Here is a 13,668-nt window from a genome sequence, read left to right on the forward strand (position 1 = left end):
AATCTTTTTCTAAATTTATTCAAATTTCATTGTTACGTACTACATATGTGTGATATATTTTAGATGTATACAACATATTGTATATTTAGCTTAATTCAGATAGAGGAGTGTTATTTTGGAAACAGCCACGATTGATCTTGATAAATTACTCAACGGAAAAGTTGTTAAGCGTGGCGGAGACAAAACTCCGTTTTATCAATACAAATTGGACTTCATTTTGAACAAATTAAAGGTCCCGAAAGAACTTCAATTTCAGTTCAAAAAACAGCTTTTTCATCACTTTAAGGACGCCAAATTAATTTATACTACCCAAATACGTGAACAATTTCACATATTTTTCAAGCAAAACGACCTTAAATCAGACGATCAGAAGTATACCCAATACTTCAAAAAGGAACAGCAGGAATTTAAAGACGCAACCAATGTTCAGCTACAGATGGAACGTCTCTTTAAACGTGATCCAAGAATCGTTCACGAAAACGCCAATAAGAACAGTAAAGTTTTTAACACAATGCGGGATCTTCAAGCTGGGACCGCTTGCCGTGCCATCGGTCTCCAGATGCTACCTGATATCGTTGCTAAAGCTCATTTACGTGGTGATATTCACTGGCATGACTTGGATTATTCGCCGGTTACTACCGAAACCAACTGCAGCTTAGTTGACTTTAAGAACATGCTGGCTCACGGCTTTAAGATCGGTAACGCATACGTCGAAACTCCGAAGTCTATCAACACGGCCGTGGCTCAGATTGCGCAAATCATCGCCAACGTTGCGTCATTGCAATACGGTGGAATCTCATTCAACCGGGCCGATGAAGTCTTAGAACCATACGCTAAAAAGAACTACCGTAAGCATTTAAAACAAGCTAAAGAATGGGTTGCACCAGATAAACAACGTGATTTTGCCGTTAAATACACGAAAAAAGATATTTATGACGCCATGCAATCCTTAGAATACGAAATTAACACCCTCTTCTCGTCACAAGGCCAAACGCCATTCACGACCGTTAACTTCGGTTTAGGAACTAGCTGGATCGAACGTGAGATTCAAAAAGACATCCTTAAGATCCGAATTAAGGGCCTTGGTAAAGAACGTCGAACCGCAGTCTTTCCAAAGTTGATTTACGTCTTAAAGAAAGGCTTGAACTTCTACCCAAAGGATCCGAACTATGACATCAAGAAATTAGCAATTAAATGCTCAACCTTGAGAATGTACCCAGATATACTGATGTATGATAAGATCTGCCAGATCACCGGTAATTACAAAGCACCAATGGGCTGCCGTTCTTTCTTGCAGAAATGGACTAATAAAGATGGTAAAGAAGAAAACGACGGTCGCATGAATTTAGGTGTCGTCACCGTTAATTTGCCACGCATCGCAATGTTAGCCCATGGTAACAAGGGCCTGTTCTGGAAGATCTTCTACGAACGAATGGGAACTTGCCACCGCGCATTAAAGTACCGGACCCACCGAGTTTGCCAGGCTAAACCTGAAAATGCCCCACTGTTATATGAATATGGCGGCTTTGGCAAACGTTTAAAACCCGGTGATAACGTTCGTCAGCTCTTTGATCATTATCGTGCTACTGTTTCCCTAGGTTACATTGGCTTATACGAAGTCGGAACGACTTTTGGCGGACCCAACTGGGAACACAACAAGAAGGTTAAGGCCTTTACCGTTGACATCGTTCGTCGGATGCACAACCTCTGCCATAAGTGGTCATTAGAAAGCGGTTATCATTACAGCTTGTACTCCACACCAGCTGAATCATTAACCGATACCTTCTGCCGAGACGATTTAAAGAAATTCGGCAAGGTTAAGGATATTACTGATAAGCAGTATTACACCAACAGTTTCCACTACGATGTTCGTAAACAACCAACCCCATTCGAAAAGCTATCGTTTGAACAGGATTACCCGCCATACGCTGCCGGTGGTTTCATTCATTACTGTGAATACCCAAATCTAAAGATGAACCCCGCAGCATTAGAAGCCGTTTGGAACTGGGCTTATGATCACGTTGGTTACTTAGGCACTAACACTTCAATTGATAAGTGCTTTAAGTGTGGTTTCAAAGGTGATTTCAAGGCCACATCAAAAGGTTTCGTCTGCCCGCAGTGTGGCAACAGCGATCCACGTTATTGTGACGTAGTTAAGCGACTTTGTGGTTACCTAGGTAATCCGCAGGCTCGCCCAATCGTCCACGGTCGATTAATGGAAATTGCTTCTCGTAAGAAGAACATGTCCACCGGAATGATCCAAAACGTCGCTAAATATGAAAAGGACAAACAATCTGACTCTCGTTTAGTGTAGATACCAATTAATAAACAAAGAAGGACGTCATCCCATAAATCATGGAATGGCGCCCTTTTAGTTTGCCAATAAAAAAGGATGCTTTTTAATAAGCATCCCTTTTAAATTATATTAACCTGAATTATTTAGAACTGATTCAATAACTTACCTAACGAATAGTGAATGATCATGGTGATGATACTAATGATGATGTTACGGATCACGGCAACCTTTTCTAAGCCGTTACCCAACTTAGCACTCAAGTAACCGGTCAATGCCGAAGTTAAGATGACGACCGTAATCGTGACCGGCCACTGGATATTAACCGGTGACAACGTCATAGCAACTAACGGAAAGAAACCACCGATCGAGGCGGACAGTAACGAAGAAAATGCGGCGTACCATGGATTCATGTAGTGACCTAAATCTAGGCCGTACTTGATGTCAACCAAAGTGGTTAACGGCCGCTTGGACAGTAAATCACGAGCGATCGCTAATGACGTGGCCTGGGTAACCCCACGTTTCATGTAATAGTGCTGAACGGTCCGTAATTCCTGCTTAAAATTAGTGGCCATGAGCCGCTTTTCTTTAATTACAGCGGCCCCTTCAGCATCCTTCTGGGAACTAACCGAAGCGTACTCACCTGATGACATTGAGAAGGCACATGCCAGTAAATCAGCTAGACCAGAAATAAAGATCGTAAACTGATTCGGTGTCGCGATGGCAACGGTAAACAGGACACCAACGACGGTTAAGATTCCATCGTTAGAGCCTAGAACTCCAGCTCGTAAGGTATTCAGCTTTTCGTTCATGGTTTGCTTATGACGACGTTTAAATTTCTTCAATCTGATTCACCCTCTCTAGTTAAAGTAATCTACCAATAATATAGGTAACGATCATCGTTAACGTTCCTGAAATCACGTTTCTCATCAAAGAGTGAAACCGTCTGGCGTTACTAATGATTGCGGCAATGTAACCGGTGATGGCTAAAGCGATGATGACGGCAAGGAACGTGTCGATGATACGTAAATGCATTGGGGCTAAACCAATTGAAGCTAATGGCAGAATTGAACCCGTCGGGAACGAAATCATCGAAGCAATTGCCGCAGCATAAGGACTAGTAAAATCATTGATGTCGAAGCCATAGCGTTCACGAACGGCTGACACCAACGGTTCCTTGCTCATCATTTCCTTAACGGCTTGATCAGCTAACGATCGCTTCATCCCGGTCTTTAAATACTTATTTCTGATGGCATCGCACTCACCCTTGTAATTAGTCTTTAACGCGTATTTCTCATGGAGGATGGCGTGACGCTGCGAATCCTTTTCGGTACTGACGGATGTATACTCGCCCATCGTCATGGAGACGGTACCGGCAATCATCCCGGCAATCCCGGAAATAAAAATTGCGAAGTTACTGGCAGATGCACCAGCGACCCCGATAACGATTCCGGCAATCGATAGAATCCCGTCGTTCGCGCCCATCACGCTGGCACGAATAACGTTAATCCTTTGGTTTAACGTCTTCTTTTTAGCTTTTTCCATATAAACATCACCGCTTTGTGTAAACCTTCACATTTTATCGTGTGTCTATATGATACAGGTAACAAATCAAAAGTAAAGATATTCAACTTTGATAACTTAAATTTTAGGTGATGTAAAAATTTAGCTAAAATAAAAGACCGGTTACTGGCCGATCTTTCAAGGAGCTGATTAACAACACTCCCCGTTCACAAGTTTGCGGAGGGTTGATACATATGCTAAAAGCAAAAGTAAATTACTGCATACATGTTTTACCCGCTGTGTGATCCAAAGGCAATCAGGATTCATAGCGGTGGATAGGACTTTATCTATTCCCATCGCTTCTAATACTAAACATTTTAATTCCTAATGTTAGTATTTTGCTCATGTTCATTTCACAAAATTTTTCCTATAATTTGTGCAGAATTTCATTTAAAATTGTAGATGTCAGTCAAAAATGCTTAGGAAGGAATTAATCATGGCGCAATTCTTCTATTACTATGGAGCAATGAACAGCGGTAAAAGTATGGACATCTTACGGATCGCCCATAATTATCACGAGGAAGGCAAACACGTCCTGGTCATGACCAGTGCGACCGACACCCGTGAAAAGACCGGTGAAGTCAAATCGCGAATGGGTCCCAGTTGCAAAGCTTACCCGATCCGAAACGATACCAACGTCTACGACGTGATCAAGAAATTCAAAGAAAAGGTCCCCAAGGTCTCGTGTGTAATGATCGATGAAGCCCAGTTCTTAAAGCGGCATCACGTTTTAGAATTAGCTAAAGTTGTCGATGATTTGAATATCCCGGTTATGGCCTTTGGTCTAAAGAATGACTTCCAGAACCACCTGTTCGAAGGTTCAGAGAACCTGCTGATCTATGCCGATAAGATCCGTGAAATCAAAACGGTCTGCTGGTTCTGCGGTAAGAAAGCCACGATGAACCTTCGTTTCCATAATGGCAAACCTGTATATAATGGGAAGCAAATTGAAGTTGGCGGTAACGAAACCTATAAACCGGTCTGCCGTTATCATTTCTACCACCCCAACTTAAAACTATTAAAACGAACCACGATCAAAGATAATTAAATTAATTAATCATTACTCGTTTGGCTAGTTCAGTATTTTTAATTTTAATAGTGTATCAACTAATAATGCTTGCTCCAACCTTGTCTGAAATCCATTAAGTGACCTGCCAGTATTATGTTCAATATGAAATAATTGATTCAATCTAGAGAATACCGTTTCAATGTGGCGACGTAGTCGCCTTAGTAGGCTATCATCGTAGGAATATTGTTTCATGTTTGAACGTAATGGCGTCCAGAACCAAATTCCATGCTTAGCTAAATCTGCTTTCAAAGCCTTACTAATATATCCTTCATCAGCTAGAATATGCTGACATGGAAATTCATCAACTAATGTTTTAACCATTTTAATATCATGAATAGATGCCTTAGTAATGGTGTATGCAAGAACTATACCCGAATCGGATACTTCAAAACTACCTTTGAATCCGTAGTAATACATCTTTTTAGTAGATTTAAAGCCGATATTTGCATAACGATTTAAGAGCGTAGCTCTTGTATTACGGACATACTTACATAATGGCATCGGTAAACTGTCAATTATCGAATACTTTGGATATACGTATCGTATAATAAGTTGCCAACGAATAATTTGAAGAATGACGCCATCTCGATTACAAATTCTGTTGAAACGTGATTCTTCAGGCATTCTATTAGGACTTATCACGCCATTATCAAGTATAAAATGATAAAACCTAAGTCTAGCGTTTATGCCTAATAACGCTTGTAGACATAATAAAGCGATTACTTCTACATCTGTTAATTTTGAATGATTAACATTTCGCCTTCGGCGAAAGTTCTTGGAAATAAAGGCTTTATAAAGTGGTTTAATGGTATGAATACAGGATTGAAATTGTATTAACGAGTGATTATTAGTATACTGAACTTGGTCGAGCATAAGCTATACTTCCTATTGTGTGAACTACTTTTAGTATAGCCGACATGTTCGGCTTTTTTAATATTATCTCCAACTAGCCAAACGAGTAATCATTACCCAATCCTCATAACGAAACCAAATCTCCGTTATGGGGATTGTTTCGTTATCGACAAATCGACATTCAAGATATTAATTATCGGCACCTTGTAATGAAAGCGCTTCCATAAAATAGAACTGGATGGTAAATGAGTGTTTTTAAAAGGAGCTATACTATGCGAATTGCCAGTTTAAGAAGTAATAACCCAAAGAACATCAAGATAGCCGAACAAGCCCATGAAAATTGGAAACATGCCGATAATATTCGTGATCAAGGGCTAAATCCGAAACCGAAAGATATCATTAAACACACTAATCTAGAGTACGGACCTGATAAAAAACATAATTTAATCGATGTCTATCGACCAGCCAACGCTAAGATCGGTAAGTTGCCATTAATTATCGATATGCACGGCAAAGGTTTTGTCTATGGATCCCGGAAGACGTATCAATTCTACTGTATGCACCTAGCACGAGCCGGATTTGAAGTGGTCAGCTATGATTACCGACTGGCACCGAAATACCCGTTCCCCTGTGCATGGGACGACACTCAGATGGCTGTTCGGTGGTGCGTTAAGAACGCCTATCGATATGGCTTTGATCTCCAGCACGTCTTCATAATTGGTGACAGTGCTGGTGCTAACTTGGCCGAAGAATACCTAACTTTATACACTAACCCAATCGCCGCAGCTAAATTCGATTTTAAGCGCCCGCCAATTAATATTATGGGTGGCGTTTTTAACTGTGGTGTTTTCTTTATCAATAAGATCCTTGGTTACGTCAATCCGGTCGAAAGTACGTATTATACACACCAGGTTACTCAACATTACCCGGATTTCGTTCACATCGATAACTACATTAAGCGACCGTTCCTACCAGTCTTTGTCCAGACGGCATCCGATGACGACATGATCAACCAGTCGTTCCGCATGGATCAACTATTAATCGACCATGAGATTCCTCACCTCTATAAGATCTACGGTAGTGATGATTTCCCTCGTGAGCATGATTTTCAGATTGATCAAAGTGACCCGATCGCTGATCGATGTGACGATGATGAACTTAGTTTCTTTAAACGGTTACTGAAAAGGGAAAACGTCCAGAACCTTAACGAAAAGCAGTTATCCCAGATTACGATTTAATCACTAGATAGCCAATTAATCCCCATCGCGAAAATATAATTTCGTGATGGGGATTTTCTTTATATGACGTAAATCGACATCTCCGTTATGAAATATCAGCACCATAATATGTAAGCGCTCCCATAAGATGATAACTGAATAGCAATCAGATGACACTATTCTCATCATATTCATAATCTAACCACCGGCTTCTGGATCCAACCATGGAGTCGGCAATACATACACTTAAGAAAGGAGCGCAAGAGCCATGAATAAAGACGATGATTTGGATAGTCCGGTCAACAAGCGCAAGCGCGCAATCGTGTTTGGTGCGATACTGGTACCATCCCTAATTATTTCATCCGGGAAAGCCATCACCCCGGCGTTGCCACCGATGTTAAAGTACTTCTCGAATGTTCCAATTAGTATCTTTGATTTAATCAGTACGGCTCAACAATTATCTGCACTGATTACACTGTTTATCTCGATTTGGGTTGCCAAAAAGATTGGGATTAAACGAACGATTGGCTTAGGTATTTTAATTACTGCAGTCTTAGGTATTTTGCCAGCCTTCAGTGATAACTTTATTTTCATTCTGTTAACACGAATTGGTTGGGGCCTTGGTCTAGGTCTATTGAATGCCCTAGCAATTGATTCAATTAACATTTACTTCCGTTACGATGAACGGACACGAATCAGAATGTCTGGTTACCGTACCGCGATGGAACCGTTAGGCCAATGTGTATTGGATATTCTGATGGGCCTGCTAGTAATGATTAACTGGCACCTGTCATTCCTGTCATATGGTTTGATCTTCCTGATCTTAATTTACTTCTGGAAAGACTTTCCAACTAAATATGATAAGGATGTTACTGCAACCAAAGCCGTTAAGACCGGTAAAGCTAAAGCCCCTAAGTTATCCAAGAAGCATGTCTTTCATTTGGTTAGCTTAGTCTGTGGTCTATCATTCTTAATGATCTTCATGGTCATGGCCAACGTTTGTTGCTTTATCGAAGTTCCAAATTTAATTCATTTCTTACATATCGGTAACCCTGGTGAAGCCGGTTTGATCATCGGTCTAAACACCATCTTCGCAACGTTCGTTAACGCTAGTTTCGGTCATATCTATGGCTGGATCCACCGTTACACCGTTACTGCCGGTGTCATTATGATCGCCATTGGTACCATCCTAGAAGCTACTGCTAGTAACATCTGGATGTTAGCACTTGGTGCTATTTGTTCAGGAATGGCATTCCCAATGTTCGGTACTTATTCATACGCCTTAGTTGGTCGAGTTGTTCCAGTTAAGTACGAAACCTTTACGATTTCAATCTTAATCACTGGATCTAACTTAGGTTCATTCTTAGGACCTTTAGGTACCCACTACTTAGGAATCTTCATGAACCCAACCAACTCATTAGTTGGCATCATCCGTCATTCGTTCGTTGTCATGTTCATCATCAGTGTGATTACGGTAATCGTTATGACGACTTTCCAAGCCATCAGCAGTTACCACAAACATGCTAAGAAGATGCGTGCACAGCGAGCAAATGCTTAATTAAGGTTACACATTATTTACCCCATTATTAAAAATAAGGAGCATTGCTTAAGAACAACGCTCCTTATTTTTACATAATTTTTGCTGTATGCTCCGCTAATTTCAGATCGATCATACACGCAATTTGAATGAATAACGCTGGTGCTAAATTAACTAAAATGTTATTCTTAGGCGTAATCAAAAAGACCTTACAGATCATTAACGAGAAAAACGAGATTCGGACGAACATCGGTGCTAATTTCTTGAATGCTTTGTTAGGATTATTAGCAACACGATAAACAACGATGAAGCCAGCAACAACACAAATTAAAAAATACAGTGCTAACATGTAATACAAATAACTGGCGCTAGTGTTTAAATTCGAATCAATAATTAGGCCATCCGTTAAAACGGCAAGAATTAGTAAAAACATGATCGCAGTAGATTTAATAGTTTTAAGCATGGTTGAAGAGTCCTTTTACTAATTAATTATAACCCAGTATACCAATCAACACGGCATCCCCCCTACTATCAACACACATTCATAATCACGATAATCTATTCTTATCGTAGATGGGGGTGTCAGAATTGATGTTTATAGTTCTCATCGTCTGCACAATTATATTTATTACGTTGATTAGCTACATTTGTTACCGTTGTCCGATTTCATGGCCAACGTTCTTAACGTTCTTAGGCTCAATCGTCGTCTACGGTGTCATTTTGATTGTTTGCGCATCGGTGTGATAAATCGCCCATACAAGACTTAACATATCACCATGTATCCAACTAGTGCTCAGACTATTCTGACACTGGGAGGTGCGTAGGATGCTAGGTTTCGTATTACTTGTTATCTGTGCAACGCTAGCTGCTTGGTTGACGGTTCACGTAATTCACAGTCGGCATCCCGGTTTTATGCGATACACAGGTATGATAGTCGGTGTAACGATATTGTGCGCTTTGATGCTTAGCATCTGTCAAGCATTCCCATAGCGTTCCTTTTATAAGTGAAAAGCACGCTCCAAAAATGAAGCGTGCTTTTCTTTATCTTAATTATTAATTTTTACTTGAAGCCGTACTTCTTGTACTGCTGATTACACAAAATCAAATACTGCATAAAGAACGGCTGAAGGTTAACGATTTCTTTGAATTTACCGGTAACGTTAAACGGTGTATGATGACTATTCTTTTCCACATTCGACTTCTTACAGTAATTACTGTAGATAACGTCGTTATCGGTGAATTTGAAGTTGTCAGTTTCCATATTAACGTAAACGTTAAAGATTGCGTATTCGTCCTTTTTACTGGTAATTAAGTCCTTTGGTTGACGAACTTCAACCTTAGCAACGAAGACGTCCATCTTCTTCTGGGACGGATCAACGTTAATTTCGTTCAACGGTGACTTCTTATCAGACTGCGTCTTAGCAAAGGATTGACCACCTTTGATCAAGGCGTCCTGAATCTGCTGTTCCAATTCGGATAAGTGCGGGTAACGGCTTAAGAACTTAAGAACCATCACATCATGTTTACGGTGTTTCTTTTCAATCTTCTTCTGATCAGCCATCTTTTTAGCGACATTCTTAAAGTCTGGATCATTAATTTCGACGAACTGCCACATCTTCTTGCGCCATTCGTCATTACTGTACAAGTCACCTAAAGTACTGGCTAGTTCACTATTGGAGCCGGTAGCCTTATAAGTATCCTTTAAATACTTAGCCGAATCGATCCCGAACATGAACTGAGCCCCCTGAATAATCATCAGAACACCCTTACCAGTACTTTCGGACGACGGATTAACTTTTTCTAAATAATGTAAGCCACTGATAATTTGACGGTAGCCCATTTTCTTCCAAAGATTATTAACCATACGATTATTCTCCAATTTTGCTTATATTTATATCTAGCAAAAGTCATTATACCTAACTATTAGCGTGATTAACATACTTTAGCACTCATTTTTAGGAAAAATTCACTGAAACTGGGTAAAAGAAAAACACGCTAAATAAATTTAACGTGCCATTCAAATTATTCAAGATTAAGCTAATGAATTCTCTCTATAAATTTTTGTTTTCAAGAGGGAATTCCGTCAGGGAGAAACATTAATTATCTGAAGACCATACCACCATCAACTAGGATTGATTGGCCCGTAATGTAATTGGACTTCTGACTAGCTAAGAATGATACCAAGTTGGCAACGTCTTGCGGCGTGGATAAACGACCTAAAGCAATGTTCTTAGAGAACTGCTTCCAGCCCCATTCAACTGGTTTGTTAGCGTTCTTGGCAACCTTAACGGCAATGTCCTTCATCATCGGTGTCTTAACGATCCCTGGGCAGTATGCATTAACCGTAATACCGAACTTAGCTAATTCTTGAGCGGTCGTCTGAGTAACTCCACGGATGGCGAACTTGGATGCACCGTAATCAGTTAAGTTAGGGTTACCGTACTGGCCGGCTTGAGAACAAGCGTTGATAATCTTGCCAGGATGACCGAGCTTACGGAAAGCCTGGGATGCAGCCTGGATACCCCAAATCACACCACCTAAGTTGATGTTCATGGTCATCTGTAAGTCGTGCGGACGGACCTGATCGATCGGTGTGGTTGGAGCGACCCCAGCGTTACTTACCATGACGTTAAGATCACCTAACTTCTTGATGGTGTTCTTAACAGCAGCAAAGACCTGATCACGGTCGGATACGTCGGCAATTAAACCAATAGCATGGCCTCCATTGGCGTTAACGTCCTTAACAACTTTGTCAATCTTAGCTTTCTTACGGGCAACAACGGCAACGGCAAAACCGTCTTTACTTAATGTGTCAACGATGGCTTTACCAATTCCCTGGCTACCACCGGTAACTAATGCTACTTTTTTAGACATTGTAACAACTCCTTTGCAAACTATTAATGTTGTTAACATCCCTTAGTGTATGCTGATTCCGCCCCGTTGCAACAATTTAAGCTTGCACGATTAATTACCACTTGAATTAATTGATGGCAATAGAAAAAGGCCTCATTTTGCAATGAGACCTTTAACTTTCGATAATATAATGTTGATTATACACCCTATTTTTAATTACCAAATCTTAGCAAAATCATCAGCGACATGATGCTGACGCTGCCTAACCACTTCAGTAATACCATGGCCTTGATCAAGGGCTTTCTTTACATAAGTATATAATTGACGATTATATTTTAGTTTAGACTTATCTAGTAACTCTAATTTATGATCTAACGTCTTAATTTGTTCTGGCTTTAGAGATGCTTCAACTAAAACATCATTACCGAGCGAATTAAGTAAACCACCATCAACCGTTTCACTTAAATGCATTAACATAAATGATGGGTTTCGTTTACTCCTAAATAATGAATTGTAAATTGAATCTTTTGTCTTGAAATCATTACTCTCGTAACGATAAATGTTAGCAATAATAAATGCAATAGTAGAAAATCGTAAGGATCCCGGTTTAGTTAATGGTTCATTATAACTCATGCACATTTGCTTAGAACTATACAATTGTCCCTGGATTTTCCGATTTTCTTTTATAGCGTGAGCTTTAATCGTCTGAATACTTGGTGCATTTGACCATATTTCACTGGATACCTTATTAAAGTGAGGACGATTATTGTGCTTTAAACTTCTTTGAACTGAAATCTTTAAAAGGACTTTAAAGACACTTCTAATTGCTTGTTTGCTATATTTACGATAGTGCATAGCAAGAATTACGTTATAGAAATAATGTTCACCCATGTCTTGGAGCATCATATTTTGATGAGCTATATCAGGCATTTGAAGATGCTTAACACTTTTTGGTCTCTGAAGTTCCTTAAATGTCGACGCTAAAATGAGTGTTTCATCAATCATTTGTTTGGCTTCAGATGGTGTTGAAATATTATTATCAACCCGATTTACAAGTGATGAATTCGATGTCGACATGCCAAGCTTAGCTTCACAATAAATACTTAAATAATAAGGGATTGTATCCATATCATCAAACACCGCAGACATTTGAGTAAATTTACCCATTCCGGTCTTCATTTCTTCGGAACTATCTTCACTTAGTAATGCTGCTAAATAACTCTTAACTAAATCTTGAGGAGCTAATTGAACACCAGTACTGTTAATCGACTCGTAAATTGATTGAGCTTGTCGCCGATCGGTTGTAAGGATTCTAGCAACTTTAACATTATTGCATAAATTATGATAAGCCGTATATAAGTATTTAGCCTGTTCTTCATAATTCATATCTTGTAATTTATGGCCGATGATTCTGGAAAGAACTCGATGAACACTATTTAAACGATAAACACTATCCTTTTTACCCTTATTATAGAAAGCAGCATAATGATGATGGCCATCATCAATCAGCATCCCTTTTAAATAAGCTATAAATCGTCTTGATTCATTATCAGTACCATTCGGAATTGACAAAGGAATTTGCTTCCGTGAACCCCTATACAATAAATCATTCATATTGTTTTTAGCGGTAAAAACTAACTTATATGCCGATTTAGTTCCTTCATTATTACGATCATGTTTGTTTTCTAAGTTAATTGCACGATTCCGTAATAGCGCTATCAGAGCTAATCCTGAAATTTCACGATTACCACCATCAATAAGATATATATCATTTGTAGGTACTCTCAGTAGCGTCATACTTCCTAAGAAGCATTCCTTTTCCTTGCCAGACATTACGTCCAACATATCTTCTGCAAAACGTTGACCATTTTTGGCATCCCATTCAAACGGACGTTGATAAGCTACCAATATTTTTGGTGATTTTATAGCACTGCTATATGTTATAATATCAGTGAATAACATTAAATCAGTTCTTTCTTGAAGATGTTATTCAAATAAATTTACTTTTGCGCGTCAGAAAGCAATTTCTGGCGCGCTTTTACTATACCATTTCATGAAAATTAATTAAACTTTGATGCTGTTTAACACAGTATTTCTTGCATAATTTTACTGAATAAATATCAGACATCATTAATATATCAACAATTATTTTAATAAATTGCAATACTTTTCATTAAATAGCATGAAATCCTCTGCTATTTCGCGATATTTTTTGACATTATTTAAATAATTTTCCAAACAAAAAAGACCCACCTTTCACAGTGAATCTTCATAAAACATCTAA

General features: G+C 39.3%; 12 protein-coding genes. 5 read left to right on the forward strand and 7 right to left on the reverse strand.

Going from position 1 to position 13,668, the window contains the following annotated elements; all coding sequences use genetic code 11:
* Positions 1-115: 115 nt before the first annotated feature.
* Entirely contained in the window at positions 116-2,314 is a 2,199-nt protein-coding gene (gene nrdD, locus ELX58_RS02890) for an anaerobic ribonucleoside-triphosphate reductase (RefSeq protein ID WP_418620966.1), read from the forward strand.
* A 125-nt stretch (positions 2,315-2,439) separates the two neighbouring features.
* Here the strand turns inward: nrdD and ELX58_RS02895 are convergent, their stop codons facing one another.
* Both ELX58_RS02895 and ELX58_RS02900 read right to left on the reverse strand, forming a co-directional pair.
* Positions 2,440-3,105 (reverse strand): VIT1/CCC1 transporter family protein, encoded by a 666-nt coding sequence (locus ELX58_RS02895; protein ID WP_133442561.1) that lies wholly within the window; start codon positions 3,103-3,105, stop codon positions 2,440-2,442.
* 52 nt (positions 3,106-3,157) lie between these two features.
* Entirely contained in the window at positions 3,158-3,838 is a 681-nt protein-coding gene (locus tag ELX58_RS02900) for a VIT1/CCC1 transporter family protein (RefSeq protein ID WP_133441666.1), read from the reverse strand.
* Positions 3,839-4,292: 454 nt separating this feature from the next.
* On the opposite strand from ELX58_RS02900, the gene ELX58_RS02905 reads away from it, so the two are divergent.
* Positions 4,293-4,904 (forward strand): thymidine kinase, encoded by a 612-nt coding sequence (locus ELX58_RS02905; protein WP_133441667.1) that lies wholly within the window; start codon positions 4,293-4,295, stop codon positions 4,902-4,904.
* A 24-nt stretch (positions 4,905-4,928) separates the two neighbouring features.
* Here the strand turns inward: ELX58_RS02905 and ELX58_RS02910 are convergent, their stop codons facing one another.
* Positions 4,929-5,798, reverse strand: a complete 870-nt coding sequence (locus ELX58_RS02910) for an IS982 family transposase (protein WP_133441668.1) — start codon at positions 5,796-5,798, stop codon at positions 4,929-4,931.
* Between the two features lie 251 nt (positions 5,799-6,049).
* Between ELX58_RS02910 and ELX58_RS02915 the strand changes: the two genes are divergently transcribed.
* Positions 6,050-7,015: an alpha/beta hydrolase gene (locus ELX58_RS02915; RefSeq protein ID WP_162614608.1), complete on the forward strand. Its 966-nt coding sequence runs from the start codon at positions 6,050-6,052 to the stop codon at positions 7,013-7,015.
* Positions 7,016-7,262: 247 nt separating this feature from the next.
* Complete coding sequence (locus tag ELX58_RS02920) at positions 7,263-8,552, forward strand: MFS transporter (protein ID WP_133441670.1); 1,290 nt, start codon at positions 7,263-7,265, stop codon at positions 8,550-8,552.
* Between the two features lie 70 nt (positions 8,553-8,622).
* On the opposite strand, the gene ELX58_RS02925 is transcribed toward ELX58_RS02920, so the two are convergent.
* Positions 8,623-8,994: a hypothetical protein gene (locus tag ELX58_RS02925; protein WP_133441671.1), complete on the reverse strand. Its 372-nt coding sequence runs from the start codon at positions 8,992-8,994 to the stop codon at positions 8,623-8,625.
* Positions 8,995-9,122: 128 nt separating this feature from the next.
* On the opposite strand from ELX58_RS02925, the gene ELX58_RS07825 reads away from it, so the two are divergent.
* The gene (locus tag ELX58_RS07825; RefSeq protein WP_162614609.1) at positions 9,123-9,275 is read left to right on the forward strand and encodes a hypothetical protein; all 153 of its coding nucleotides are present in this window, start codon (positions 9,123-9,125) and stop codon (positions 9,273-9,275) included.
* Between the two features lie 316 nt (positions 9,276-9,591).
* Here the strand turns inward: ELX58_RS07825 and ELX58_RS02930 are convergent, their stop codons facing one another.
* The 3 genes from ELX58_RS02930 to ELX58_RS02940 form a co-directional block, all read right to left on the reverse strand.
* Positions 9,592-10,395: a hypothetical protein gene (locus ELX58_RS02930; protein ID WP_133441672.1), complete on the reverse strand. Its 804-nt coding sequence runs from the start codon at positions 10,393-10,395 to the stop codon at positions 9,592-9,594.
* A 236-nt stretch (positions 10,396-10,631) separates the two neighbouring features.
* A complete protein-coding gene (locus tag ELX58_RS02935) occupies positions 10,632-11,405 on the reverse strand; it encodes a (S)-acetoin forming diacetyl reductase (RefSeq protein WP_133441673.1) in 774 nt (257 codons plus the stop codon).
* A gap of 195 nt (positions 11,406-11,600) precedes the next feature.
* Positions 11,601-13,346, reverse strand: coding sequence for a DUF262 domain-containing protein (locus ELX58_RS02940; RefSeq protein WP_133441674.1), 1,746 nt, complete (start codon positions 13,344-13,346; stop codon positions 11,601-11,603).
* Positions 13,347-13,668: the final 322 nt, after the last annotated feature.

This window comes from Acetilactobacillus jinshanensis, from assembly GCF_004359375.1.
GTDB classification, from domain to species: Bacteria; Bacillota; Bacilli; order Lactobacillales; family Lactobacillaceae; genus Acetilactobacillus; species Acetilactobacillus jinshanensis.

Coding starts and splice junctions, on each gene's coding strand:
- ELX58_RS02940 (WP_133441674.1), bottom strand. CDS start 13,346: ATGTTATTCACTGATATTATAACATATAGCAGTGCTATAAAATCACCA.
- ELX58_RS02910 (WP_133441668.1), bottom strand. CDS start 5,798: ATGCTCGACCAAGTTCAGTATACTAATAATCACTCGTTAATACAATTT.
- ELX58_RS02895 (WP_133442561.1), bottom strand. CDS start 3,105: ATGAACGAAAAGCTGAATACCTTACGAGCTGGAGTTCTAGGCTCTAAC.
- ELX58_RS02915 (WP_162614608.1), top strand. CDS start 6,050: ATGCGAATTGCCAGTTTAAGAAGTAATAACCCAAAGAACATCAAGATA.
- ELX58_RS02920 (WP_133441670.1), top strand. CDS start 7,263: ATGAATAAAGACGATGATTTGGATAGTCCGGTCAACAAGCGCAAGCGC.
- ELX58_RS02935 (WP_133441673.1), bottom strand. CDS start 11,405: ATGTCTAAAAAAGTAGCATTAGTTACCGGTGGTAGCCAGGGAATTGGT.
- ELX58_RS02905 (WP_133441667.1), top strand. CDS start 4,293: ATGGCGCAATTCTTCTATTACTATGGAGCAATGAACAGCGGTAAAAGT.
- ELX58_RS07825 (WP_162614609.1), top strand. CDS start 9,123: ATGTTTATAGTTCTCATCGTCTGCACAATTATATTTATTACGTTGATT.
- ELX58_RS02930 (WP_133441672.1), bottom strand. CDS start 10,395: ATGGTTAATAATCTTTGGAAGAAAATGGGCTACCGTCAAATTATCAGT.
- ELX58_RS02900 (WP_133441666.1), bottom strand. CDS start 3,838: ATGGAAAAAGCTAAAAAGAAGACGTTAAACCAAAGGATTAACGTTATT.
- ELX58_RS02925 (WP_133441671.1), bottom strand. CDS start 8,994: ATGCTTAAAACTATTAAATCTACTGCGATCATGTTTTTACTAATTCTT.